We start from the raw sequence: 24807 nt of genomic DNA on the forward strand, positions 1-24807 counted from the left end.
GCGGGAGCGGCGGCCTCAGGGGCAGCACCGGACTCGTACGCGGCCAGCTTGGCCTTCAGCTCGACGTTCTCCTCGAGAGCCTTGCGCCACTCGATGACGATCTCGTCGAGGAAGTCGTCCACCTCGTCCGGGTCGAAGCCGTCCTTGAAGCGGACGTGCTGGAACTGCTTGGTGACGACGTCATCCGGGGTAAGTGCCATGGGTGGCTCCTCTTTCGATGAGTTCGATTGCCAGTATCGATGTATGGCGTGGTCGTGATGTGGCGCGAACCCGGGGCGCGCACCTGGGTGCCAGCATAGCCCCCGCGCATCGGTGCCGCGATGTCACGACACTCAGAGAGCGGGAACTCACCGCAGCCGGAACACGGGACACGCCGGTGATTCAGCGGACGAACAGTCGGACGATGTTCATCAGGATCAGGACGATCAGCAGTGTGAGTGCGAACCCGAAGTCGAGCGACAGCGAGCCGATCCGCAGCGGTGGGATGATCCGTCGGAAGAACCGGATGGGGGGATCGGTGAGCGTGTAGACCGCCTCGGCGGCGACGAGGCCGAAGCCCTTGGGCCTCCATTCCCGATTGAACATCGGGATGTAGTCCAGGATCAGCCGCGCGAAGAGCACGATGACGTACAGGAGGAGCACCAGATGAACGATGCTCGCGAGGACCGAGACCAGCTGCACGGGCTACGACTGATCGAAGCTCGCAGACTCGGCGTCTGCGTGTGCGATGCCCCCGTGACCCGAGACCGCGATGTTCTCCGGCGACAGCAGGAACACCTTCGAGGTCACGCGCTCGATCCGGCCGTAGAGGCCGAGCGAGAGCCCACTCGCGAAGTCGATGAGGCGACGCGCATCGGCATCGCTCATCTGCGAGAGGTTGATGATGACCGGGACACCCTCGCGGAAGCTCTCCGCGATCAACTGGGCGTCACGGTACTGCTTCGGGTGGACGGTGAGGATCTCGTTCACGGCTCCTGCAGACGGCTGGCGGACGGCGACGGGGCGGCGAAGCGGCGTGACGGGGGCCGGTGCCGGCTCCTCGCGGTCACGATCGCGTTCGCGGTGAGCGCGGGCGGGCGCCTGCGCTTCTTCTTCGTAGACCTCTTCCTCGTCGGCGAGGCCGAGATACACCATGGTCTTCTTCAGTGGGTTACCCATCGTGTCCTCCGGTTCGAACGTGTCGGGCTGGTCTGTTCACAGGTTAACCCCGGTCAGGCCGGGGGCCGGTGATTGCGGAACCGATCCGCAGGTGTGTCGCGCCGGCGGCGATCGCCTCGACGAAGTCCCCCGTCATCCCGGCAGAGATCCACGATGCCGAAGGGTCGATCGCACGGACGCTCTCCGCGATGCCGTGCAATCGTGCGAAGGCGGAGGCAGGCTCCTCGTCGAGCGGCGCCACCGCCATCACGCCGCGCAGGCGCAACGACGGCAGCGAGAGGACGTGCTCCGCGAGAGCGACCGCCTGCGCCGGTGCCGCTCCCCCGCGGCCGGGATCGTCGGTGAGGTTGATCTGCACCAGCACATCGAGCTGATCGTCATCATCGGCCGCGCGGTGCAGGGCGTCGGCGAAGCGGTCGCGATCGACCGAATGCACGACTGACGCGCTCCGTCGGATCGCACTCGCCTTGTTGGTCTGGCCCTGGCCGATGAAATGCCATCGCAGATCCAGCTCGGTGAGCTCGCTCTCCTTCGCCGACAGCTCCTGCTGACGGTTCTCGCCGACGTCGCGCACTCCGAGCTCGTGCAGATCACGCACCAGCGACGCCGGATGGAACTTCGTCACCACGATCCTGGTGATCTCGTCGTGATTGCGTCCCACGGCTTGCGCGGCTGCGGCGATCCTGTCATCGATCGCCGACAGCCGCGTAGCCAGAGGTGCGAGCCCTGGGCCGTCGACCGGAGAGGTCACTTCAGGAATTCAGGGATGTCGATGTCGTCGTCCGCGAAAGCCGGCTCGATGCTGGTGGTCGGAACGCGCTGCTGGACCGGCTCGGGCTTGACCGGCTCAGGCTTGTTGTCCGTCTCCTCGTCGAGCGCCACCTCGGGGAGCGGAGTCGTCGAGGGCCGGGAGACGACCATCGGGTCCAGCCGCAGCGAGGGCTCACCGCCGTCGAAGCCTGCTGCGATCACGGTCACGCGCACCTCGTCGCCGAGCGTGTCGTCGATGACGGTACCGAAGATGATGTTTGCCTCGGGGTGAGCGGCTTCCTTGACGAGGTCTGCCGCGTCATGGATCTCGAAGATACCGAGGTTGGAACCACCCTGGATCGACAGCAGAACGCCGTGCGCACCCTCGATGCTCGCTTCGAGGAGCGGGGACTCCACAGCCAGCTCTGCGGCCTTGATCGCGCGATCTGCACCGCGAGCGGAGCCGATGCCCATGAGCGCGGAGCCTGCTCCCTGCATCACGGACTTGACGTCGGCGAAGTCGAGGTTGATGAGACCGGGGGTCGTGATGAGATCCGTGATGCCCTGCACACCGGCGAGGAGTACCTGGTCGGCCGTGGCGAACGCCTCGATCATCGAGATACCGCGGTCGCTGATCTCGAGGAGACGGTCGTTCGGCACCACGATGAGGGTGTCGACCTCTTCCTTGAGCTTGGAGACGCCGGCCTCAGCCTGGCTCTGGCGACGGCGACCCTCGAAGGAGAACGGCTTGGTCACGACACCGATGGTGAGGGCGCCGATGGACTTCGCGATGCGTGCCACGACGGGCGCCCCGCCGGTTCCGGTACCGCCACCCTCTCCCGCCGTCACGAAGACCATGTCGGCCCCGGTCAGCGCCTGCTCGATCTCCTCGGCGTGGTCCTCGGCGGCACGACGCCCCACCTCGGGATCGGCACCTGCACCGAGACCGCGGGTGAGTTCACGACCGACGTCGAGCTTGACGTCGGCGTCGCTCATGAGCAGCGCCTGCGCATCGGTGTTCACGGCGATGAACTCGACTCCGCGGAGGCCGAGATCGATCATGCGGTTCACGGCGTTGACGCCGCCACCGCCGACGCCGACGACCTTGATCACGGCGAGGTAGTTCTGGTTCTGGCTCATGGCCGGCCTCCGATTATTCGAGCCTGGAAGTGGGTGAACCTTAAACCTCAACTAGAGGTGTAAAGTATTTCCCGGTATTGCGTTCTCTTTGATCGAAGGTAAGCGCCGCCCGGCCGTGCACGCGCGAAGACACGGGCGTGTCGCCCCATTCCCGACGAAAGCGCTCAGCCGACGACGGCGACTTCGGGAGACGTCACGTCGATCGAGCCCGCCGCCGGATTCGCCGCCATCGTCTTCGAGAGCACGACGGCCTTCAGCGTCGACTCCTCCGCGCTCCCCCAGACCACCGTCAGCCCGCCGTTGAGGGTGAGGGTCACGTCGTCCGCCGTCGTCGCGCGGACACCGGTCAGAGCGGCGCGGACGTCCGCGGGAAGGGTGCGCACGACGAGGCCAGCGCTCCGGAACGCCGCCGATTCGACACCCCCGACGACGTCGAGCACCGGCTGCCCTGCCGGCTGATCGGAGGTGGTCGAAAGGACCACGCCGGCGGCGTCCACCAGTGTGTAACCGGCGTCGGAGCGGAGCACGCCGACGGGAGTGCGCTCGACTATCCGCACGGTGAGGTCATGCGGCGGGCGCGCTTCGAGGGCGTAGGTCTCGATGAGAGGGAAGCCCAGCAACGCGGCCTTCACCTTGCTGGAGTCGACCAGTGCGAGTGGAGTGCCGAGCTGATCCCCCAGTGCCGCCTCGATCGCGGCGGGATCGAGACTCGTGGCACCTTCGACGGTGATCTTCTGCACGGCGAACAGCGGACTGTACGCTGCGGCGACGCTGCCCCCGACCAGCAGCAGTGCGGCGCCGATGCTGCTCAACCAGACGATCCTCCGCCGCCGCGACCTCTGCGTGAAACGCCGGATCTCCGCACGAAGAGCCTTCCGACGCGCACGTGCCGCGCGCCAGACATCCATCGTCGACGTCTGCTGCGGGTCGCCGACCGAGGTGCTGTCCGGCTCCTCGCCGGGTGCCGGGTCAGGAGTCGACGGAGTGTCCTGACCGGCTCCGGGATCGCGTCGCCGCCGACGGGACCTCTCCTCCGGCGCGGCGTCCTTCTCGTCCGGAGACTCCGGGCTGGTCGGAAGCGGTGCGGGCCGGCGCATCGGCTACTCCTCGTCGGTCCGGCGCAGAGAGTCCAGGACCTGCGGGATGATCTGGTAGACGTTGCCGCACCCGAGCGTGACGACGAAGTCGCCGTCTCGCGCGACCGAGGCGGTGTAGTCGGCGGCCTGCTGCCAGTCTGCGACATAGTGGACGCGCGACGGGTCACGGAACGCACCGCTGACGAGCTCGCCCGTGACACCGGGCACGGGGTCTTCCCTGGCCCCGTAGACGTCGAGCATCACGGTGTGGTCGGCGAACTGCTCCAGGACGTCGGCGAACTCCTGGTACATGTGCTGCGTGCGCGAGTAGGTGTGAGGCTGCTGGATCGCGATGATCCGACCGGACCCGGCGATGCTGCGCATGGCTTCGAGCGCTGCTCGCACCTCCGTGGGGTGGTGCGAGTAGTCGTCGTACACGGTGACCCCACGCTCGACGCCGTGCTGCTCGAGGCGACGCACCGTACCGGCGAAGCCCTCCACCGCGCGAACGGCGTCGGCGAGCGGATAGCCGAGGGCGCGTAGAACGGCGACGGCGCCGGCCGCATTGATCGCGTTGTGGATGCCGGGGACGGCGAGCTGCATCCGGGCGTGCTCGTCGCCGTGCGTCAGCGTGGCGGCGACCGGTCCCGCAGCCACGATGTCGGTGACGCGCACATCCGCGCCGTCTGCCTGCCCGAAGGTGAGCACGTTCGGGTGCGACAGGCCCGCACCGACGCGCAGTGCGCCGGCGTCGTCGCTCGAGATCACCACGGCCTCGGTCGCGGCGTCCGCGAACTGCACGAACGCCTGATGGAAGGCTTCGTCGGAGCCGTAGTGGTCGAGGTGGTCGGGGTCGACGTTCGTGATGAGCGCCACAGCCGTGTCGTACAGGAGGAAGGTGCCATCGGACTCGTCTGCCTCGATGACGAAGAGGTCGCCGCTCCCGGTGGCGCTGGACACGCCGAGCTGCTCGATCACGCCGCCGTTGACGAAGTGCGGGTCGGCGTCGAGGTCGCGCAACGCCGTGACGATCATGCCCGTCGAGGTGGTCTTGCCGTGCGCACCCGCCACCGAGACGAGGCGCCGCGTGCCGATCAGCCAGTGCAGAGCCTGGGACCGGTGGATGACGTGGAGGCCCCGCTCCTTGGCGGTGACGAACTCGGGGTTCTCCGGCCAGATGGCGCCGGTGTGCACGACCGTGTCGGCATCACCGAGGTGGGCGGCATCATGACCGACGTGGACCGTCGCCCCCGCGGCGGCCAGCGCCCGCAGGTTGTCGCTGTCTGCGCGGTCGCTGCCGGACACGCGGATGCCCGCGTCGAGGAACATCTTGGCGAGTCCGCTCATCCCGGATCCACCGATGCCGATGAAGTGCGCGGAGGTGATCGTCTCGGGAATGGGGAGGGAGAGGTCGGGTCTGATCATGTCCGCTTCAGTCTACTTTTCTTCCGCTTCGTGGACGCGTCAGGCAGCCGCGAGTGCACGGTCGATGAGGGTGATGACGTTCTCGGTTCCTGCGCGGGTTCCGGCCGTCTGGGCAGCGGCAGCCATCTCCGCGATCCGCGCCCGGTCTTCGAGCAGCGGCACCACGATGCGCCGCACGGCATCGCCGTCGAAGGTCGCATCGTCGAGCAGCTCGGCAGCTCCGGCAGCGACGGCCGATGCGGCGTTCAGGCGCTGCTCGCCGTTTCCCACGGAGTACGGGACGTAGAGCGCGGGTATCCCCAGCGCGCTCACCTCGCTCACGGTCGCCGCACCGGAACGGGAGACGATCAGATCCGCGACGGCGAAGGCAAGATCCATGCGGTCGACGTAGCGGCGCAGCACGTAGCCGTCCGTACCGGGATCTGCCAGATCACTGCGCTCACCGGTCACGTGCAGCAGCTGCCATCCGGCGTCGAGGACGTCTCGCCATGAATCAGCGAGCGCCTCATTGAGTCGCTGCGCGCCCAGCGAGCCGCCGAAGACCAGGAGGACGGGCCGTTCGGGGTCGAGACCGAAGTAGTCCGCCGCTTCAGCGCGCGACGCCGCGCGGTCCAGAGCGATGACCTCTTGGCGCAGAGGCATGCCGACGACCTCGCCACCACGAAGCGGGGTCCCCTCGAACGCGACGCCGACGGCAGCTGCCCGCCGCGCACCGAGCACGTTCGCCAACCCCGGCTTGGCATTGGCCTCGTGCACGACGAACGGCACGCGCTCACGGCGAGCGGCGACATACGCAGGCGCGGAAGCGTATCCCCCGAAGCCGACGACCACGTCGATGCCGTGCTGACGGATATGGGCGCGCACCTGGGAGACGGCGCGACGGAACCGTGCGGGGAACGACATCGCCTGCTTGTTCGGTCGGCGCGGGAACGGCACCTTGTCGACGATGAGGAGCTCGTAGCCGCGTGCAGGGACCAGACGGGATTCGAGCCCCTCGGCAGTGCCGAGCACGAGAACGGTGGCCTCGGGATCGCGGGCGCGGAGGCCATCGGCGACCGCGAGCAGGGGATTGACGTGACCGGCGGTGCCACCGCCGGCGAGGAGATACGAAGTCACCTGGTGACCCTACCCCGCTCAGCTGGTCGCTTCTCGGTCACAGGGATCGTGCGCGCGAATGCGAGCAGCACACCGCACGCGATCAGCACGGCGAGCAGAGCGGTGCCGCCCTGCGACATGAATGGGAGCGGGACACCCATGACGGGGAAGACGCCGATGACGACGCCGACGTTCATGACGGCCTGGCCGACGATCCACACGGTGATGCCGCCGGCCGCCACCCGGATGAAGGGGTCGGAGGTCTTGCGGATGATGTGGAACGCGCCGATCGTGAAGAACGTGAAGAGGGCGAGAACGACGATGCACCCGATCAGTCCCAGCTCCTCGCCGACGATGGCGAAGATGAAGTCGTTGCCCGCCGCAGGGAGCCACCCGTACTTCTCCTGCGAGTTGCCGAGACCGAGACCGAAGATGCCACCGGTCGCCATCCCCCAGATCCCGTGGATCGACTGGTAGCAATCGGTGTAGTAGAGCGCCATGTTGTCGCACGTCGCGGTGATGCGCCGCATGCGATCCTCGCTGGACAGCGCATAGGCGAGCACGGCGACGACGCCGAGGATCAGCGGGATGATGAACAGCCGGAGCTTGACCCCCGAGAAGAACAGACAGCCGAGCAGGATGAGCACCAGGACCATCGCCGTGCCGAGGTCCTTCCCCGCGAGGACGGTGCCGATCGCCAGTGCCCCGACCGGGATCACCGGGATGAAGACGTGATGCCAGGTGCCGAGCATCGCGCGCTTGCGCAACAGCACGGCCGCGATCCACAGGGCGAGAGCGAGCTTGAGGAACTCGGACGGCTGGAGCGTGAAGCCGGCGATCCGGATCCAGTTCCGGTTTCCGCCGTCTTCGATCCCGAGCGGGGTGAACACCAGCATCTGCAGGGCCACGGCGCCGAAGAGTGCCGGCCACGCCATCCGCTTGAGGAACTCGATCGGCAGGCGGCTGATCAGGAACATCAGCGGGATGCCGAGGAGTGCGAAAACCCCTTGACGAAGCACACCGTCCAGCGGATTGACGCCCTTGGACACGGCGGTGGCGCTGGTCGCCGACAACACCATCACGAGGCCGAACAGAGTGAGCAGCAGGGCGGTGGACGCGATCAGCAGGAACTCGGTCGACACCGGGGTGAACCGGCGTCCGAGCGAGACCCTGGCAGCGAGACCGCCGGCTTCAGAGCGCGGAGGGCGGGATACCTGTGTCATCGGCACTCCCCCGGTCGATCCAGTCCCGCACCGCCTCGGCGAAGCGATGGCCCCGTTCCGCGTAGCCGGAGAACTGATCGAAGGATGCCGCCGCCGGGGCCAGCAGGACTGTTCCCTCGTCGTCGACGATTCCCGCGGCGATCTCCACGACACGGTTCATGACCTGTCCAGTGTCACCAGCATCGACCTCGAACACCGGCACCCCGGGCGCGTGTCGCCGGAATGCCGTGACCACGGCAGAGCGCTCGACGCCGATCACGACGGCCGCCCGGGCTGTCGTCCCGACGTCGGCGACGAGGTCGGAGATGTCGACCCCCTTCAGATCCCCGCCGAGCACCCATACGGCTCCCGGGTACGCGCGCAATGATGACGCGGCCGCATGCGGGTTGGTGGCCTTGGAGTCGTCGATCCACGTGATGCCGCGATGCCGCGCGATCACCTGGATGCGGTGAGGATCGAGGCGGAAGGACTGCAGGGCCGTGTGGATGGCCTCGGGCTCGACGCCGAGCGACCGCGCCAAGGCGCTCGCTGCGAGGATGTTCTGCACGATATGGGGAGCGGCGAGACCCGCAGCCTCGAGGTCGGCGACGGTCGTCAGCTCGAGAGCGCTGCGAGACCGGTCGTCGAGGAAGGCCCTGTCGACGAGAAGGCCATCCACCACGCCGAGGTCGCTCGGACCGGGGATCCCCAGGTCGAAGCCGATCGCCCTGGCGCCTTCGACGACCTCCGCCTCCTCGACCATCTGCCGTGTGGCCTCGTCCGCCTTGTTGTAGACGCACGCGATCCGGGTGTTGCGGTAGACCACGGCCTTCGCGTCGCGGTAGGCCTGAGCACTACCGTGCCAGACGAGATGATCGTCGGCGAGGTTGAGGCACACGGACGCGTAGGGGAAGAGCTCCCCCTCGGCCCGCGACTGCCCCAGGTACCAGAGCTGATGGCTGGAGAGTTCGACCACGAGGACGTCGAACCCTGCGGGGTCGCGTACCGCGTCGAGCACCGGCACACCGATGTTGCCGCACGGAGCCGCACGCAGTCCTCCCTCGACGAGGAGGGTGGCTGTCAGCTGGGTCGTCGTGGTCTTGCCGTTCGTGCCCGTGATGAGCACCCAGTCCGCCGGTGTGCCGTCGGAGCGCAGGACCTTGTCACGGACGCGCCAGGCGAGTTCGACGTCTCCCCAGATCGCGACATCCGAATCCTGCGCCCATCGGATGACCGGGTGCGACGGCGAGAACCCCGGCGAGGCGACGATGACCTCGGGGGCGAACTCGACCAGCACGGCAGGGACTTCTGCAAGCGGACCCAGCTCGAGCCGGGCGCCGATGACAGGAAGCAGACGCTCGTACTCCTCTTCGGCGGCTTCGCTCAGCACGAGCACGTCCGCGCCGAGTTCGGCCAGCGTGTCGGCGACCGAGAACCCGGTCATGGAGAGGCCGAGCACGGCGACCCGCAGGCCGCTCCAGTCGGCGTTCCAGCTGGTGAGGCCTGCCAGCCGATCAGTCGACACGGGTCAGCCATTCGACGTAGAACAGACCGACGGCAGAGACGGCGAGCAGCCCGGCGATGATCCACATGCGGACCACGATCGTGACCTCGGACCAGCCGCGCATCTCGAGGTGGTGGTGGAACGGGCTCATCAGGAACAGTCGCTTGCCGCGCGTGATCTTGAAGTATGCGCGCTGCAGGATGACCGAACCGGAGGACAGGACGAAGACACCGGCGATCACGAGCAGGAGCAGCTCGGTCCGGGTCAGGATGGCCATCGCGGTGATGACACCACCGATTGCCATGGATCCGACGTCGCCCATGAAGACCTTCGCCTTGGGGGCGTTCCACCACAGGAATCCGATCAGGCTGGCGGCGAAGGACGCGGCGATGATCGCCAGGTTGAACGGGTCGCGCACTTCGTAGCATCCGCCCAGGGCATCGGGGTCTCCGCCGATGCAGGGCTGCTTGAACTGCCAGAAGGCGATGAGGCTGTACGCGCCGACGACGATGACGCCGGCTCCGGCCGCGAGACCGTCGAGACCGTCGGTCAGGTTCACGCTGTTCGAGGTGGCGACCCCGATGATCGAGATCCACACGAGATAGAGGATCCACCCGAGGATCACGCCGAAGGCGAAGAGGTTGAGCCAGGTGATGTCGCGGAACAGGGAGATCGCGGAACTCGCCGGCGTCTGGCCCCATTTGTTCGGGAAGTTCAGCGCGACGATACCGAAGGGGACCATCACCAGCAGCTGACCGATCACCTTGCGCCAGCCCGACAGTCCGAGACTGCGCTGGCTGCGCACCTTCATGTAGTCGTCGATGAACCCGACGGCACCGAAACCGACCATCAGCCAGATCACGAGCAGCGCCGAGAGCGCCGGCACCTCTCCGCTGACCAGAACACCGGTGAAGTAGCCCACCATCGAGCCGACGATGAAGATGACGCCGCCCATCGTCGGCGTTCCGCGTTTCGCTTCGTGGCTCGGGTTGTGGACGGACTCCGGGGTGCGGATCACCTGCCCCCAGCCCCACTTCCGGAAGAGCCGGAGGAAGACGGGGGTCAGGAACAGGGTGAAGGCGAGCGAGATCGCCGCCGACATGATGAGAGACCTCACGAGAACAATTCTCCCAGACGATCGCCGAGATGCCGGAGGCCCACGGAGTTGGATGACTTCACGAGCACGCGATCGCCGTCGCGGAGCTCGGTGCGCAGATACTCGAACGCCGCGTCCTGGTCGGGCAGATGCACAGCCTCGCTGTCCCACGAGCCCTCTCCGACGGCGGCGAGATACAGCCGTCGCGCCTCAGCGCCGACGACCACGATCCGCTGGATGTTCAGACGCACGGCGAGCAGCCCGATCCGGTCGTGCTCCTCCCCCGCGCTCTCCCCGAGCTCGCTCATGGCACCGAGGACGGCGACCGTGCGCTCTTCGGGGCCGGTGATCTGCGCGAGAGTACGCAAGGCAGCGGCCATGGAATCCGGGCTGGCGTTGTAGGCGTCGTTGATGATCCGCACGCGGTCGTTGCCCAGGGGCTGCATCCGCCACCGTTCGGCGATCTCGACGGTCTCCAGACGAGCCACGGCATCGACGGGCGAGACGCCGAGGACCAGCGCCGAGGCGATCGCTGCAAGAGCGTTGGAGATGTGGTGAGCCCCGAGGACCCGGAGCCGCAGGGGCAGGATCTGCCCGCCGACCTCGACGATGCAGGCGGTGCCGGAGGCCGACACCTCGATGTCGCGGGCCCGCACATCGGCCGTCGGGCCCTGGCCGAAGCCGACCGTGCGCAGCCCGCGGGAGTCCGCGAGCTCTCGCATCGCCGCGACTCTGGGGTCGTCGACGTTCAGGACGGCAGTCCCCGGCACCCGGGCCGCCGCGACGAGCTCGGCCTTGGCCTTCGCCGTCGCTTCGATTCCGCCGAAGCCGCCGGCGTGCGCCATGCCGACCATCAGCACCACGGCGATGTCGGGCTCCACAAGACCGGCGAGGTGGGCGATGCTCCCCGGAGCCGCCGCTCCGAACTCGCTCACGAGGTACCGCGTGCTCTCCGTGACACGAAGCATGGTGACGGGAGCGCCGACTTCGTTGTTGAACGACTTCACGGGCGCGACGGTCTCGCCCTCGTCCTCGAGGATGCGTGCGAGGAAGTTCTTGGTGGTGGTCTTGCCGTTGGATCCCGTGATGCCGATGATGCGGAGCCGACCTGCGGCTCGGACCCGCGCGACGACATCTCTGGCGAGTGCGCCGAGTGCGGTGACGGCATCCGCGACGATGATCTGGCTCACCGCGATGTCGACGGGATGCTCGACGATGGCCAGCACGGCGCCCGCCTCGACGGCGGATCCGACGAATCGGTGGCCGTCGGTCTCGGCTCCGGGTTTGGCCACGAAGATCGAGCCGGGGCCCATCATCCGCGAATCCGTGTCGACCAGGCCATCGACCACGGTCTCGGGTGTGTCTGGTGCGACCACGCGAAGATCACCGCCGACTGCGGCGGCGATCTCAGCGAGCGTCAGGGCGATCATGTCATCTCCATGCGCGGCTCTCGCCGACTATCCGAACTTGGGGAGGAGCTCGTCCATCGGGACAGAGGACGGCATCACGCGATAGGTTTTCATCACCTGCGTCATCGCCTTCTGGAAGGCGGATGCGGTGGCCGCGGACGATACAACCTTAGTCGGCTCGTCGAGGGTGACCACGACGACGTACTGCGGATCGTCGACCGGCGCGAAGCCCACCATGCTGGTGTAGTACACCCCGGACTTGTATCCACCGTTGCCGTCGGAGACCTGGGCAGTACCCGTCTTGCTGGTCACGCGGTAGCCCGGCACCTGGATGCGCTCCGCATTGCCGCCCTGCACCGCGACGTTCTCCAGCATCCGGGTGAGCTCGCCTGCCGTCTGCTCCTTGATGATCTGCTCGTGCTTCGGATCTGCCGGTGTGGTGACCTTGCCGTCGGATCCCGTGCACGACTCGACGAGCGAGAGATCGATCTTCTCTCCGCCGTTGGCGATCGCCTGGTAGGCGCCGGCGAGCTGGGCTGCCGTCACCGTGAAGTACTGACCGAACGTGGTCGTGTACAGCGACTGGCTGTCCCAGTCCTTGACGGGGTGCAGGATGCCGCCGACCTCGGACGGGAAGTCGAGCGTCTTGTCGCCGACCCCGAACCGCTCGAGGTAGTCGTAGCGGACCTCGGGACTCACCATGGTGCCGAACTTCGACAGTGCGACGTTCGACGAGTCGATGAGTCCGCCGGCGAGGGTGTAGTTGTAGGCGGGGTGGGTGAAGGCGTCGTTGACGACGGCGCCGTTCGGGAACTTCTCGCGAGAGGCCGCGCTGACGGTGCTGTAGGGGGTGAGGCCGGCGCCCTCGATGGCTGCAGCCGCGGTGATCGCCTTGAACGTCGAGCCCGGCTCGAAGTCCCTGTGGAAGATCTGGCTGGCCCTCGTCGCCGGTGTCGAAGCATCGAGATCGTTGGGGTCAAGCGCGGGCCATTCGGCCGCCGCCCTGATCTTGCCGGTCTTCACCTCGACCACCGTGACCGTGCCGCCCTTGGCGCCCTGGGTCTGCGCCTCCTCGGCGATCATCTGCTGCAGGTACCAGTTGAGGTCGCTGTTGATGGTCAACTGCACGGAGCCGCCGTTCACGGCGTCGACCGTGCGCTCGCTCCCGGGGATCACGACCCCGTCCTTGCCGATGCGATAGCTCTCCTCGCCGTCGACGGGCGCGAGGCAGGAGTCGTCCAGCTGCTCCACGCCGGCCTGCGCCTCGCCGGAGCTGTCGAGGTAGCCGAGGAGGTTCCCGGCGACCGCGCCGTTCGGGTAGACCCGGGTCTCGCGCGCCTTGAGTGCGAGATAGGAGCCGACTCCCAAGTCCCTCAGCTTCATGTACTGCTCGGTGTTCAGCCCCTTCTTGAGGGGTGCGTACTGGCTGTTCGGGTTCTCGGCGAGGGCGTTCGACACCAGCGCACGCACTTCCTCCCCGGTCTGCCCGGTGATGGCCGCGATCTTCTCGGAAGCCTCGGCCCACGGCAGCTTGGGGTCGTTCTCCTCCATGAGCATGATGACCTGGGGGCTGAGCTGAGCGTCGTAGACCATCACGCTGGAGGCGAGCACTGTCCCGGAGGAGTCGACGATCGATCCGCGCTGTCCGGAGATGGCTGAACTCGCCCCGATGTGCTCGAGAGAGTCGGAGACATGCTCGTCGGCGCTGACCACCTGGATGTCGACCAGCCGCACGACGAAGGCGCACAGCACCGAGAGGATGACGGCGAGGGCGACGACTGTGCGTCGCCGCGGTCCGCGGGTGGCTCGTGTCGTCATGGGATCTCTCCGTCGATCGTGGGTGTCAGTGCGTCGTGGGGCTCGGCAGGCCGTCGGTGATCGACGGCGGAAGCTCTTGTGTCGGCTGCTCGGTCGTCGCTGCGCCGTCCGTCTCCTGTGCAGGAGGGGGCGGCGGTTCCACGATGAGCGAGTTGCTCACGGCTCCGACGCCGTCAGGGTTGACCGTAGAGGTCCAATCGGCGCCGTCGCCGGTACCGAAGACGGCTCCATCGCTGAGGCGCAGATACGACGGCGATCCGGCGACCACCATTCCGAGTCCGGCCGCGCTGCTCGCGAGCACCTGCGGGGAGCTGACCCCGGTCAGTTCCTCCTGGAGAGCGTGCGTCTTGAGGTTGAGTTCGCGCTGCTGCGACGAGAGACTGGCGAGGGTGAACGAGTCCTGGGTGATCGCGAGCGAGAGCGCGATCTGCGCGGCGCCGATCGCGAGCGCTCCCCCCAGCGCGACGAGCGCATAGGCGAGCTTGGGCTTGCGGCGGGCGGCGGGATGCGTGACCGGCTGCAGCTTCCGCTGCGGAGTCTTCTCCGGCGCGACCGGCTGTACCGGCTTCCGGACGACGGCGTTCAGGCTCATGCGCTCTCCCGCAGCTTCTCGGCGGCGCGCAGACGCACCGGGATCGCCCGCGGGTTGCGCGCGCGCTCATCATCGTCGGCGAGTTCTGCGCCCTTGGTCAGGATGCGGAATCGCGGGGCGTGTTCGGGGAGTTCGACCGGAAGACCGGCAGGTGCGGATGAGGCGGCCGCGGCGGCGAACGCCTGCTTCACGAGGCGGTCTTCGAGCGACTGATACGACATCACGACGATGCGTCCTCCGACGCTGAGCGCATCCATGGCCGAGGGGATCGCGTCGGCCAGCACATTGAGTTCCGTGTTGACCTCGATGCGCAGCGCCTGGAAGACGCGCTTGGCGGGGTGGCCCGCTCGTTGCGCGGCAGCGGGAGTAGCCGCGATGAGGATGTCGACGAGCTCGCCCGACCGCGTGATGGGCTGCTTCTGACGTGCCTCGATGATGAAGCGGGCGTAACGGCCGGCGAGCTTCTCCTCGCCGTAGCGCTCGAAGATGCGACGGAGGTTGCCTTCGCTGTACGTGGCGATGACATCGGCGGCGGTGACGCCCTTGGTCTGGTCCATCCGCATGTCGAGCGGAGCGTCCTTGGAGTACGCGAAGCCGCGCTCGGCCTCGTCGAGCTGCAGGGAGGACACCCCGAGATCGAACAGGATGCCGGACGCGCCCTGCGCATGCAGGCCGATCTCGTCATACACCGTGTGTACGAGAGTCACACGGTCGCGGAATCGTGCCAGTCGCTCCCCCGCGATGCGCAGCGCATCGGTGTCTCGGTCGAGCCCGACCAGACGGATGTTCGGGAAGCGTTCGAGCAGCGCCTCTGAGTGGCCGCCCATGCCGAGGGTGGCGTCGACGAGGACCGCACCGTCCGCGTGAAGGGAAGGAGCGAGCAGCTCGACACAGCGGTCGAGCAGGACGGGGGTGTGGATGTCTCGGAGGTTCATGATCTTTCTCGGGGTGACCTTCGGCTCTGATCCCCCTCCGCTTCTCGACCCGGCACCGGGGAAGTGTGTCGGGGCGGGAGCGGCGGGGCATCACAGCCGTGGTCAGAAGAGTCCCGGAATCACCTCCTGCTCGAGGTCGGAGTAGGTCTCCTCGCCGGCGGCGAGGTAGGCGTTCCAGCTCTCCGCGTCCCAGATCTCGGCGTGGGCGCCGACTCCGGTGACGATGAGTTCCTTCTGCAGACCTGCGTACTGACGCAGGTGCGCCGGGATGGTGATGCGGTTCTGGCTGTCTGGCATCTCCGCGCTGGCTCCGGAGAGGAACAGGCGCATGAAGTCACGCGCCTGCTTGTTGGCGAGCGGTGCCTGCCGGATCCGCTCGTGCATCGCCTCGAACTCGGCCGTGCTGAACACGTAGAGGCACCGTTCCTGCCCTCGGGTGACGACGATGCCGCCGCCGAGGTCTTCGCGGAACTTCGCAGGAAGGATGACCCGTCCTTTGTCGTCCAGCTTCGGAGAGTGCGTACCCAGCAACATCGGCCACCACCCCCTCTGCGTCCGGCCAACTCGAGGTGCGCCCCACTTTACTCCACTTTCCTCCACATACCTACGACCAATCCGCAGACGATCGCGGTCAGTGCGAGCGGGCACGCCAAAAAACCGCGAGATTCCGCGGTGGAGGAAGGTGGAGGATGAGTGGAGGGATCTGCCGGGTCAGCGGCCGACCCTCCCCCGCCCGGCGTTAACGACCGAAGCCCGGATGCTGAGCATCCGGGCTTCGGTGGTGAAGATGTGAGAGAGGTCAGTGACCGTCTTGGCGTCGATCCCATCGATCGTTCATACGATCCATGAACGACGCGGATTCCTGTCGCTTCGATGCGGAGTGCTCTCGCGGTGCCGTCGCGGTCGTCCGCCGAACGGGCGTCACGGCCACCATGACTCCGGCGAGCATCGCCGCGAAACCGACGACGCCGACGACGATTCCCCAGACACCGCCGAGGATGACTCCGGCGACCAGACCACCGACACCGGCGAGCAGCAGGAGCGCACCGTAGACGAGATTTCGGTAGCTCAGAGCTCGGTCACCGGACGGCGCGGTCACGACGTCGGCATCATTGTGAAGGAGATGGCGTTCCATCTCGTCGAGCAGACGCTGCTCCTGTTCGGAGAGTGGCATTTCGTCCCCCTCGGGTATCGTGCCTTCCATTCTACGCGCGCGAAGGCGTCCGGGGCTAGCAGTTCGACCCACCCTTGCTTTACGTATGCTGGGAGTCGTGCCGTCCTCCTCCCCCGTCCCCGACGCCGTCGCCGCACACCTCGACCGCTTCCTCTCGCGGATGCGGGACGAAGCGACGGACTACGGTCCGGACGCGGCGGCGTTCCTCGACGCGGCCGCCGGCACCCTCGACGGCGGCAAACGCCTGCGTGCGCGCTTCTGCCATGCGGGTTGGCGTGCCGTCTCGGCTTTCAGAGACCGCGACGCGACAGAGCCCGATGCACTGTGGGACATCTGCACCGCGCTGGAGATCTTCCAGTCCGCGGCGCTCGTCCACGATGACCTGATCGACAACTCGGACACACGCCGTGGCCGTCCGGCCGCGCACCGTGCCCTCGAGGCCTCACACCGCGCCGCGGGATGGGCGGGCGACGCAGACGCCTTCGGCCGCGCCTCAGCGATCCTCCTCGGCGATCTCCTCGTCGCCTGGAGCGATGACCTGCTGGAATCGGCCCTCGACGGGCAGCCGCACGCACGCGCCGTGCGTTCCGAGTACGCGAGGATGCGGAGGGATGTCACGACCGGTCAGTTCCTCGACATCGCCGAGGAATCGGCGTGGAGCGTGAACGACGGGAGCCTGCACGCGGAACGGGCGTTGCGCGTGGCATCGCTCAAGTCCGCGAGGTACAGCATCGAGCAACCTCTGGTTCTCGGCGGCGCGTTCGCCGGGGCCGAGCCTGATCAGACGGAGGCGCTGCGCCGCTTCGGACATCCCGTCGGCATGGCCTTCCAGCTGCGCGACGATGTGCTCGGAGTGTTCGGCGACCCGTCCGTCACGGGCAAGCCGACCGGGGACGACCTCCGGGAGGGCAAGCGAACCGTCCTGATCGCTCTCACCAGGCAGACGCTGGACGCGTCCGCGCGGAACCTGCTGGACGAGATGCTGGGCGACCCGGAGCTCACGCCGCAGCAGGTGACGTTCCTCCAGGCCACCATCCGCGACTCGGGGGCCGTGGATCAGCTGGAGGCGATGATCACCGGCTATGCCCGCGACGCCGATCGCGCCCTGTCAGGCGCCCGACTGGACAACGCCGCGGTCGGTGAGCTGCGCGATCTCGCACGAGCGGCGACGGTGCGCTCGGCCTGACGGATCAGGCGAGCGTGCGCGCCAAGCGCCGCACGGAACTCTTGTGCCCGGCCAGCAGGGCGTCGATCGGGGAACGCCCCAGGCTCTCCTCCTCCGCGAGGAGCCAGTCGATCAGCTCGTCGTCGGTGAACCCGGCGTCCTGAAGCACGATCACGGTGCCACGCAGTGAGCTCAGCGGGTGTCCGTCGACGATGAAGACGGACGGCACCGCGAATGCTCCGTTGCGACGAGAGCCGACGAGATAGTGCTCATCGATCAGACGGCGCACACGGCCGAGGGGTTCGTCGAGCACCTCGACGAGGTCGGGCATCGTCAGCCACTCGACGGCGGCAGGGGTTCCGGCAACGTTCTCAGACACGTCGCCCACTATCTCACCTCCGGATGATCTGCGCATGTCGGCACTCCAGTCACACTGTTCACTTGCGTCACTTCTGTTGACTTCTGTTTACATCCGTGTCAGCGTGAAAAGCTCGAAAAAAGGGGGGCAGACCTTGACTCTGAAGACCGCCACACGGCGAACGCGACACCTGCAGATCGGAGTGCCTGCAGCGGTGCTCGGAGCACTGGCGACCACTCTCACCGCTGCGCCGGCCGGAGCGACTGTGCACGCGGACACGACTGCCGTCGAGCGGCCTCGCCTTCTTCCGGCACGCGTCGCACCCGCCGAGACCGCACCATCGACCTACCGCGTCCAGCCCGGCGACACGGTTTCGGCGATCGCCTCGCGCTTCGGATTGCGCACGGTCGATGTCCTGACCTGGAACGGACTCTCCTGGCGCTCGGTGATCCACCCCGGCCAGACACTCACGCTCGCGCCCTCGCCCGCGCCGGCAGCCCCTGCGACGCCCCAAGCCCCTGCTCCCGCGGCCGCCGCGACGCATCAGGTCGTCTCCGGCGACACCGTGTACGCCATCGCCCGGAAGTACGGGACCTCCGTCGATGCCGTCCTCGCGGCGAACGGGCTCACACGCGCCTCGGTGATCTACCCCGGCCAGAACCTCGTCATCAGCGGCTCGGTCGGCGCGCCGACTGCTGCCGCTCCCATAGCGGCCGCGGCGCCGACCCCGGCTCCGGCCCCGGCCCCGGCTCCGGCCCCGGCGTCCGCCGCGTCCCATACCGTCGTCGCAGGCGACACCCTGTTCGGCATCGCGCAGAAGTACGGCACCACCACGCAGGCGCTGTACGCCGCGAACGGTCTCGGGCCGTCGTCGATCATCTACCCGGGCCAGGCCCTCTCCCTCCAGGGCACTCCGCCGACAGCGCCTGCACCGGCCCCGTCGGCGACCCCCTCGGCGGCGAGTGGCCCGCAGACAGCGGTGCTGACGTCCGAGCAGGCCTCGAACGCCGCGCTCATCATCCGCGTCGGCCGCGAGATCGGGGTGTCCGATCGGGCGATCGCGATCGCTCTCGCCACCGGCATGGTCGAGTCGGGTCTGCGAAACCTCGACTGGGGCGACCGCGACTCACTCGGCATCTTCCAGCAGCGTCCGAGCACCGGCTGGGGAACGCCGGCCCAGATCATGGACGCCGATCGGAGCACTCGCGTGTTCTACGGAGGGCAGAGCGACCCCAACGGCCAGGTGACCCGCGGGCTTCTCGACATCCCCGGCTGGGAGAACATGGCCTTCACCGACGCTGCTCAGGCGGTCCAGATCTCGGCCTATCCGGAGAGGTACGGACAGTGGGAGGCGCAAGCATATGCCTGGCTCGCGCTCCACGGTTGACGATATCCGGGAAAACCCGCAGGTGCGAGGGGTGAGCCGCTCCCCTGTCTTTCAGGCAGTTCTCCATAGAATTCTGACGTGACGACCAATCAGCAGGCCGACCCCCTCATCGGGCGGCTTGTCGACGGCCGGTACCGCGTCCGCGCTCGCATCGCTCGGGGTGGCATGGCGACGGTGTACGTCGCGACCGACCTCCGCCTCGAACGACGCATCGCTCTCAAGGTGATGCACGCGCACCTCAGCGACGACTCCGCTTTCCAGAGCCGCTTCATCCAGGAGGCGAGAGCCGCTGCCCGCCTGGCCGACCCCCATGTCGTGAATGTGTTCGACCAGGGGCAGGATGGCGAACTCGCCTATCTCGTGATGGAGTACCTCCCCGGCATCACGCTGCGTGAGCTCCTCCGCGAGCAGAAACGTCTGACGATCCCGCAGACCATCACGATCATGGACGCGATCCTGGCGGGCCTCTCTGCGGCGCACCGCGCGGGGATCGTGCATCGCGATGTGAAGCCGGAGAACGTCCTCCTCGCGGAAGACGGTCGCATCAAGATCGGCGACTTCGGATTGGCACGGGCGACCACCGCGAACACCGCGACCGGACAGCAGCTGCTCGGGACGATCGCCTACCTCGCCCCAGAACTCGTCACGCGCGGCACCGCCGATGCCCGCAGCGACATCTACGCCCTCGGCATCATGCTCTACGAGATGCTGGTCGGCGAACAGCCGTACAAGGGCGAGCAGCCGATGCAGATCGCGTTCCAGCACGCCACGGAATCGGTACCGCGTCCCAGCGTGCGCAATCCTGCCGTGCCGGAGCAGCTCGACGAGCTCGTGCTCTGGGCCACCGAGAAGTCACCGGACGATCGACCGGACGATGCCCAGCAGATGCTCGAGCGCCTGCGGGAGATCGAGCGCGACCTCGGCATCGCCCCGACCGCGGCCAGAGCCACCGCCCCGCAGCACAGCCACGGTGATTCCGGAGACCTCACCAAGGTGATGCCGGGCACCATGCCCCTCGCCGACCCCACGGCTCCCGTCCCTGCGACACTGGACAACGCGACGCTCCTGCGCAGACGCGCATCCAAACGTCGCGCCCGCGGTGCCTTCCTGCTCGCTCTCGTCCTGCTGCTCGCGGTGCTCGCCGGCGGGGTCGGCTGGTGGTTCGGTTCCGGCCCTGGTTCGCTCATCGCCGTACCAGCCGTCGCCGGCGGCACGTACGACGCGGCCGCAGCGACCCTGACCGAAGCCGGGTTCGTCCCCACGCAGAAGGACGAGTTCTCCATCGACATCCCCGCCGGAACGGTGATCGAGACCGATCCGGCCGAGGGCGTGCGCCTCGACAAGGGCGCCTCGGTCTCCGTGATCGTCTCCGCAGGACCGGCGTCCCACACCCTCGATCCGCTGAACGGACGCGCCGAGCAGGATGCGCGCGACTACCTGGCCGGACTCAACGTCAATGTCACGGACACCTCGCTGCTGCTCTTCTCCGACGCCGACGCCGGCATCGTCATCAACGCCTCCGTCACGCCCAGGGCGGGCGGGGAGTCATACATCTGCGGCGACGGGTGCGAGATCTTCGAGAACGACACCGTCGAGCTGTTCGTCTCGGCCGGCGAGTTCCCCGACGTCGCCGGCATGTCGGTCGACAAGGCGACGTCCACCCTCACGGACAAGGGACTCACCGTCACCGCCGACCCGCAGTACGTCTTCAGCGACAGCGTGTCCAAGGATGTGGTGATCGGTGTCGCCGATCGCGCAGAAGAGGGCAACTGGCGGCCGGGAGACAGCGTGCAGCTGATCGTCTCGAAGGGCCCGGAGCTCTTCCCCGTGCCCGACGTCTCGGGCAAGACCCTGAATGAGGCGAAGAAGATCCTCTCGGACAAGGGTTTCAAGTCGACCTACGCCGCCTGGGGAGACCTGCCCGGTTTCGCCGAGATGGCCAAGGTCACCGGCCAGGATCCGGGCTCGGACAAGTCGCTCCCGCGTGGCGGCACCGTGAACCTCTCGATTCAGCTCAGCGGCTGAGAGGCCCTACCCGTTCGGTCGAGCGCTCGCGTGTGCGACGAAGAACGAAAAGGAGCCGCCCTCCCCGATGGTCCCGGGGAGGGCGGCTCCTTTTCATCCCGTGTGGGAGGTCAGCGCTTCTCGAGCTCCTCCGCCACCAGGAAGGCGAGCTCGAGCGACTGCATGTGATTCAGACGCGGGTCGCACAGGCTCTCGTAGCGAGTGGCCAGGGCCGCCTCGTCGATCTGCTCGGACCCACCGAGGCACTCGGTGACGTCGTCGCCGGTCAGCTCGACGTGGATGCCGCCGGGGAACGTGCCGACCGCGCGGTGCGCTTCGAAGAAGCCCCGCACCTCGTCGACGACGTCGTCGAAGCGACGCGTCTTGTAGCCGGTCGGCGTGGTGATGCCGTTGCCGTGCATCGGGTCGGTGACCCACAACGGCTGGGCGCCGGAGTCACGGACCGCTTCGAGCAGCGGCGGCAGGGCGTCGCGGATCTTGCCCGCTCCCATGCGCGTGATGAAGGTCAGGCGCCCGGGCTCGCGCTCGGGGTCGAGCTTGTCGATCAGCGCGAGGGCGGTCTCGGGCGACGTGGTCGGTCCGAGCTTCACTCCGATGGGATTGCGGATCTTGGAGAAGTAGTCAACGTGCGCACCGTCGAGCTCACGCGTGCGCTCTCCGATCCAGAGGAAGTGGGCGGAGGTGTTGTACGGCGTGTCCGTGCGCGAGTCGATGCGCGTCATCGGACGCTCGTAGTCCATCAGCAGACCCTCGTGCCCGGTGAAGAACTCGACGCGCTTGAGTTCGTCGAAGTCGGCTCCCGCCGCTTCCATGAACTTGATCGCGCGGTCGATCTCCGCCGCCATGCGCTCGTACCGCTGGTTGGCCGGGTTCTGCGCGAAGCCCTTGTTCCAGGAGTGCACCTCGCGGAGATCGGCGAACCCGCCCTGCGTGAAGGCACGGATCAGGTTCAGCGTCGATGCCGCCGTGTGGTAGCCCTGCAGCAGTCGACCGGGATCGGCCGTGCGGGAGCCCTCGGTGAAGTCGTAGCCGTTCACGATGTCGCCGCGGTACGCGGGCAGCGTGACGTCGCCACGGGTCTCGGAGTCGCTCGAGCGCGGCTTCGCGAACTGCCCCGCCATGCGGCCCATCTTGACGATGGGCATCGAGGCGCCGTACGTGAGCACGACCGCCATCTGCAGCACCGTCTTGATGCGGTTGCGGATCTGCTCGGCAGTCGCTCCGGCGAAGGTCTCGGCGCAGTCGCCGCCCTGGAGCAGGAACGCCTGGCCGGACGCCGCGCGCGCGAGCCGGTCGCGAAGGTTGTCGACCTCGCCGGCGAAGACCAGCGGCGGGAGGGTCGCGATCTGCTGGGAGACGTCGGCGACGCGGTCCGCGTCGGGCCACTGCGGCTGCTGCTTGATGGGAAGCGAGCGCCATGCATCAAGGGCTTCGATGTGGTGCGGGAGCATGCGTTCCAGCCTAGTGGTCGCCGGTACCACCGAGATCCGCGTCGGGCCTATGTGACGCGGGTCGGGATCCGGTCCTTGACCGTCGACGCGTAGACGTCTTCGTACTTCTGCTCACCGAGACGCTGGAGCGCCACCATGATCTCGTCCGTGACCGAGCGGAGGATGTACCTATCGTTCTCCATGCCGGCGTATCGGGAGAAGTCGAGCGGCTCCCCGATCACGATTCCGACCCGCACGATGCGGGGCAGTCGCCTTCCGATGGGCATCGCTGTGTCGGTGTCGACCATGATCACCGGCACGACGGGGACCTTCGCCTCGAGCGCCATCCTGGCGATGCCGGTCCGGCCCCGGTACAGCTTGCCGTCGGGGCTACGCGTGCCCTCGGGGTAGATCCCGAGCAGATCGCCCCCGCCCAGCACCTGGAGCCCCGTGTTGAGTGACGCCTCGGAAGCCTTGCCACCCGATCGGTCGATGGGGATCTGCCCGGTGGCCTTCATGAAGAACTTCGTCGCCCACCCTTTGAGGCCCCGACCGGTGAAGTAGTCGCTCTTGGCGAGGAAGGACATCGACCGGTCGATGACCAGTGGAAGGAAGATGGAGTCTGCGAACGAGAGATGATTGCTCGCCAGGATCGCCGCCCCGTTCGCGGGCACGTTGTTCCTCCCCACGATCCACGGGCGGAACACCGCCTTGACCACGGGGCCGATCACCACGTACTTCATCAGCCAGTAGAACATCGTGGTGAAGTCTAGCGCCGCGCCCGGGCTCCGACCGAGCGGTCTCTTCGGCTCTCCCGCTTCCGCGACCCAGTTCCACCTGGAGAGCGACTGGGTTCCATGCCCTAGACTCGATGGAAGTCCGTGCCCGACCGGTACCGAAGGAGCTGCCGTGGTCCAGTTTGAAGTCCCCGCGATCGTCCCCGCCGATCCCGACGCGAACGTCGCCGACCTCCTGGTGAAGCGCGTGGAGGCGACGCCGGATCGGGCGTTGTTCTCCGTCCCGGAGGGAGACGGGTGGCGCGACATCTCCGCCGCCGACTTCCAGACCGCGGTGATCGCGCTCGCGAAGGGCTTCGCCGCAGCAGGCATCCAGCCCGGAGAGAAGGTCGGCTTCCTGGCGCGCACCACATACGAGTGGACCCTCGTCGACTTCGCGTTGTTCTACACCGGCGCCGTGATGGTGCCGATCTATGAGACCAGCTCCCCCTCGCAGATCCAGTGGATCCTCGAAGACTCCGGTGCGATCGCGCTCATCGTGGAGTCGCCGGAGCATTTCGCCCGCGTCGACGAGGTGCGCGGCGACCTGCCGCTGCTCCGCGAAGTCTGGCAGCTGCACCTCGGAGCGATCGACACTCTGACTGCCCAGGGCGCGTCGGTGAGCGACTCCGAGATCGAGCGCCGGCGAAACCTCGCTGTCGGTTCCGATATCGCGACGCTCATCTACACCTCGGGGTCCACAGGCCGCCCGAAGGGATGCGTCCTCACGCACAGCAACTTCGTCGAGCTGTCGCGCAACTCGGCGAAGGCACTGGACGAAGTCGTCCAGACGCCCGGCGCATCCACACTCCTCTTCATCACCACCGCGCACGTGTTCGCGCGATTCATCTCGATCCTCGATGTCCACGCCGGAGTGCGCACCGGGCACCAGCCCGACACGCGCCAGCTCCTGCCTGCACTCGGGTCGTTCAAGCCAACCTTCCTCCTCGCCGTGCCGCGCGTCTTCGAGAAGGTCTACAACTCGGCGGAGCAGAAGGCGGAAGCCGGGGGCAAGGGGAAGATCTTCCGCGCCGCCGCCGAGGTCGCGGTCGAGCACTCGAAGCTGCTCGAGGAGGGCAAGCCGATCCCGTTCGGCATGAAGCTCAAGTTCGCGCTGTTCAACAAGCTCGTCTACAGCAAGCTCCGTGAGGCCATGGGCGGCAACGTCGTCTACGCGGTGTCCGGCTCCGCTCCCCTGGGCTCACGACTCGGACACTTCTTCCACAGCCTCGGTGTGGTGATCCTCGAGGGCTACGGCCTGACGGAGACGACGGCCCCCGCAACAGTGAACC

General features: G+C 67.5%; 24 protein-coding genes. 4 read left to right on the plus strand and 20 right to left on the minus strand.

Annotated features, from left to right (window positions below; translation table 11 throughout):
• The 17 genes from AX744_RS18940 to AX744_RS19020 form a co-directional block, all read right to left on the minus strand.
• Window positions 1-200: DivIVA domain-containing protein (locus AX744_RS18940; RefSeq protein WP_157543656.1), on the minus strand; the 200-nt coding region annotated here is incomplete at its 3' end.
• A 181-nt stretch (window positions 201-381) separates the two neighbouring features.
• Window positions 382-681: a YggT family protein gene (locus AX744_RS18945; protein WP_046749317.1), complete on the minus strand. Its 300-nt coding sequence runs from the start codon at window positions 679-681 to the stop codon at window positions 382-384.
• A 3-nt stretch (window positions 682-684) separates the two neighbouring features.
• Complete coding sequence (locus tag AX744_RS18950; RefSeq protein WP_046749318.1) at window positions 685-1158, minus strand: cell division protein SepF; 474 nt, start codon at window positions 1156-1158, stop codon at window positions 685-687.
• 43 nt (window positions 1159-1201) lie between these two features.
• Window positions 1202-1909, minus strand: a complete 708-nt coding sequence (locus AX744_RS18955; protein WP_082738595.1) for a YggS family pyridoxal phosphate-dependent enzyme — start codon at window positions 1907-1909, stop codon at window positions 1202-1204.
• Window positions 1906-3048, minus strand: coding sequence for a cell division protein FtsZ (gene ftsZ / locus AX744_RS18960; RefSeq protein WP_061018666.1), 1143 nt, complete (start codon window positions 3046-3048; stop codon window positions 1906-1908). The genes AX744_RS18955 and ftsZ overlap by 4 nt, the downstream gene beginning before the upstream one ends.
• A gap of 164 nt (window positions 3049-3212) precedes the next feature.
• Window positions 3213-4145 carry an FtsQ-type POTRA domain-containing protein gene (locus AX744_RS18965; protein ID WP_061018670.1) on the minus strand — a complete coding sequence of 311 codons (933 nt, stop codon included), beginning with the start codon at window positions 4143-4145 and terminating at the stop codon, window positions 3213-3215.
• 3 nt (window positions 4146-4148) lie between these two features.
• On the minus strand, window positions 4149-5549 hold the full coding sequence (gene murC, locus AX744_RS18970; protein WP_061018672.1) for a UDP-N-acetylmuramate--L-alanine ligase: 1401 nt from the start codon (window positions 5547-5549) through the stop codon (window positions 4149-4151).
• A gap of 39 nt (window positions 5550-5588) precedes the next feature.
• The gene (locus AX744_RS18975) at window positions 5589-6665 is read right to left on the minus strand and encodes a UDP-N-acetylglucosamine--N-acetylmuramyl-(pentapeptide) pyrophosphoryl-undecaprenol N-acetylglucosamine transferase (RefSeq protein WP_058632799.1); all 1077 of its coding nucleotides are present in this window, start codon (window positions 6663-6665) and stop codon (window positions 5589-5591) included.
• Complete coding sequence (gene ftsW / locus AX744_RS18980; RefSeq protein WP_046749429.1) at window positions 6662-7867, minus strand: putative lipid II flippase FtsW; 1206 nt, start codon at window positions 7865-7867, stop codon at window positions 6662-6664. Before ftsW ends, AX744_RS18975 begins: the two co-directional genes overlap by 4 nt.
• Window positions 7836-9371: a UDP-N-acetylmuramoyl-L-alanine--D-glutamate ligase gene (gene murD, locus AX744_RS18985; protein WP_061018676.1), complete on the minus strand. Its 1536-nt coding sequence runs from the start codon at window positions 9369-9371 to the stop codon at window positions 7836-7838. Before murD ends, ftsW begins: the two co-directional genes overlap by 32 nt.
• On the minus strand, window positions 9361-10467 hold the full coding sequence (gene mraY / locus AX744_RS18990; protein ID WP_061018679.1) for a phospho-N-acetylmuramoyl-pentapeptide-transferase: 1107 nt from the start codon (window positions 10465-10467) through the stop codon (window positions 9361-9363). The genes murD and mraY overlap by 11 nt, the downstream gene beginning before the upstream one ends.
• On the minus strand, window positions 10464-11876 hold the full coding sequence (locus tag AX744_RS18995; protein WP_061018681.1) for a UDP-N-acetylmuramoyl-tripeptide--D-alanyl-D-alanine ligase: 1413 nt from the start codon (window positions 11874-11876) through the stop codon (window positions 10464-10466). Before AX744_RS18995 ends, mraY begins: the two co-directional genes overlap by 4 nt.
• A gap of 27 nt (window positions 11877-11903) precedes the next feature.
• Entirely contained in the window at window positions 11904-13673 is a 1770-nt protein-coding gene (locus tag AX744_RS19000) for a peptidoglycan D,D-transpeptidase FtsI family protein (RefSeq protein ID WP_058632795.1), read from the minus strand.
• A 25-nt stretch (window positions 13674-13698) separates the two neighbouring features.
• A complete protein-coding gene (locus AX744_RS19005; protein ID WP_046749327.1) occupies window positions 13699-14265 on the minus strand; it encodes a hypothetical protein in 567 nt (188 codons plus the stop codon).
• Complete coding sequence (gene rsmH / locus AX744_RS19010) at window positions 14262-15200, minus strand: 16S rRNA (cytosine(1402)-N(4))-methyltransferase RsmH (protein WP_046749328.1); 939 nt, start codon at window positions 15198-15200, stop codon at window positions 14262-14264. Before rsmH ends, AX744_RS19005 begins: the two co-directional genes overlap by 4 nt.
• Window positions 15201-15302: 102 nt before the next feature.
• The gene (gene mraZ, locus AX744_RS19015) at window positions 15303-15734 is read right to left on the minus strand and encodes a division/cell wall cluster transcriptional repressor MraZ (protein ID WP_017830220.1); all 432 of its coding nucleotides are present in this window, start codon (window positions 15732-15734) and stop codon (window positions 15303-15305) included.
• 265 nt (window positions 15735-15999) lie between these two features.
• The gene (locus tag AX744_RS19020; RefSeq protein ID WP_061018684.1) at window positions 16000-16374 is read right to left on the minus strand and encodes a DUF3040 domain-containing protein; all 375 of its coding nucleotides are present in this window, start codon (window positions 16372-16374) and stop codon (window positions 16000-16002) included.
• 97 nt (window positions 16375-16471) lie between these two features.
• On the opposite strand from AX744_RS19020, the gene AX744_RS19025 reads away from it, so the two are divergent.
• Entirely contained in the window at window positions 16472-17560 is a 1089-nt protein-coding gene (locus AX744_RS19025) for a polyprenyl synthetase family protein (protein WP_230977921.1), read from the plus strand.
• A gap of 4 nt (window positions 17561-17564) precedes the next feature.
• Here AX744_RS19025 and AX744_RS19030 read toward each other — a convergent pair whose 3' ends face one another.
• A complete protein-coding gene (locus tag AX744_RS19030; protein WP_371861849.1) occupies window positions 17565-17927 on the minus strand; it encodes an Rv2175c family DNA-binding protein in 363 nt (120 codons plus the stop codon).
• A 124-nt stretch (window positions 17928-18051) separates the two neighbouring features.
• Here AX744_RS19030 and AX744_RS19035 point away from each other — a divergent pair, with 124 nt between their 5' ends.
• Window positions 18052-19284: a LysM peptidoglycan-binding domain-containing protein gene (locus AX744_RS19035; RefSeq protein WP_061018688.1), complete on the plus strand. Its 1233-nt coding sequence runs from the start codon at window positions 18052-18054 to the stop codon at window positions 19282-19284.
• Window positions 19285-19362: 78 nt separating this feature from the next.
• On the plus strand, window positions 19363-21309 hold the full coding sequence (gene pknB / locus AX744_RS19040; protein ID WP_061018689.1) for a Stk1 family PASTA domain-containing Ser/Thr kinase: 1947 nt from the start codon (window positions 19363-19365) through the stop codon (window positions 21307-21309).
• A gap of 110 nt (window positions 21310-21419) precedes the next feature.
• On the opposite strand, the gene AX744_RS19045 is transcribed toward pknB, so the two are convergent.
• Both AX744_RS19045 and AX744_RS19050 read right to left on the minus strand, forming a co-directional pair.
• Window positions 21420-22760 (minus strand): class II 3-deoxy-7-phosphoheptulonate synthase, encoded by a 1341-nt coding sequence (locus AX744_RS19045; RefSeq protein ID WP_046749332.1) that lies wholly within the window; start codon window positions 22758-22760, stop codon window positions 21420-21422.
• 47 nt (window positions 22761-22807) lie between these two features.
• Window positions 22808-23497 carry a lysophospholipid acyltransferase family protein gene (locus tag AX744_RS19050; protein WP_046749333.1) on the minus strand — a complete coding sequence of 230 codons (690 nt, stop codon included), beginning with the start codon at window positions 23495-23497 and terminating at the stop codon, window positions 22808-22810.
• 151 nt (window positions 23498-23648) lie between these two features.
• Between AX744_RS19050 and AX744_RS19055 the strand changes: the two genes are divergently transcribed.
• On the plus strand, window positions 23649-24807 hold a 1159-nt coding region (locus tag AX744_RS19055), incomplete at its 3' end, for an AMP-dependent synthetase/ligase (RefSeq protein WP_157543657.1).

This window comes from Microbacterium sp. CCH5-D1 (assembly GCF_001557335.1).
GTDB classification, from domain to species: domain Bacteria; phylum Actinomycetota; class Actinomycetes; order Actinomycetales; family Microbacteriaceae; genus Microbacterium; species Microbacterium oxydans.

What these genes read in the sequence shown, in the direction of transcription:
- AX744_RS18950 (WP_046749318.1), bottom strand. Translation starts at nt 1,158, where the DNA reads ATGGGTAACCCACTGAAGAAGACCATGGTGTATCTCGGCCTCGCCGAC.
- ftsZ (WP_061018666.1), bottom strand. Translation starts at nt 3,048, where the DNA reads ATGAGCCAGAACCAGAACTACCTCGCCGTGATCAAGGTCGTCGGCGTC.
- AX744_RS18965 (WP_061018670.1), bottom strand. Translation starts at nt 4,145, where the DNA reads ATGCGCCGGCCCGCACCGCTTCCGACCAGCCCGGAGTCTCCGGACGAG.
- murC (WP_061018672.1), bottom strand. Translation starts at nt 5,549, where the DNA reads ATGATCAGACCCGACCTCTCCCTCCCCATTCCCGAGACGATCACCTCC.
- ftsW (WP_046749429.1), bottom strand. Translation starts at nt 7,867, where the DNA reads ATGACACAGGTATCCCGCCCTCCGCGCTCTGAAGCCGGCGGTCTCGCT.
- AX744_RS18995 (WP_061018681.1), bottom strand. Translation starts at nt 11,876, where the DNA reads ATGATCGCCCTGACGCTCGCTGAGATCGCCGCCGCAGTCGGCGGTGAT.
- AX744_RS19000 (WP_058632795.1), bottom strand. Translation starts at nt 13,673, where the DNA reads ATGACGACACGAGCCACCCGCGGACCGCGGCGACGCACAGTCGTCGCC.
- AX744_RS19005 (WP_046749327.1), bottom strand. Translation starts at nt 14,265, where the DNA reads ATGAGCCTGAACGCCGTCGTCCGGAAGCCGGTACAGCCGGTCGCGCCG.
- rsmH (WP_046749328.1), bottom strand. Translation starts at nt 15,200, where the DNA reads ATGAACCTCCGAGACATCCACACCCCCGTCCTGCTCGACCGCTGTGTC.
- mraZ (WP_017830220.1), bottom strand. Translation starts at nt 15,734, where the DNA reads ATGTTGCTGGGTACGCACTCTCCGAAGCTGGACGACAAAGGACGGGTC.
- AX744_RS19020 (WP_061018684.1), bottom strand. Translation starts at nt 16,374, where the DNA reads ATGCCACTCTCCGAACAGGAGCAGCGTCTGCTCGACGAGATGGAACGC.
- AX744_RS19045 (WP_046749332.1), bottom strand. Translation starts at nt 22,760, where the DNA reads ATGCTCCCGCACCACATCGAAGCCCTTGATGCATGGCGCTCGCTTCCC.
- AX744_RS19050 (WP_046749333.1), bottom strand. Translation starts at nt 23,497, where the DNA reads ATGTTCTACTGGCTGATGAAGTACGTGGTGATCGGCCCCGTGGTCAAG.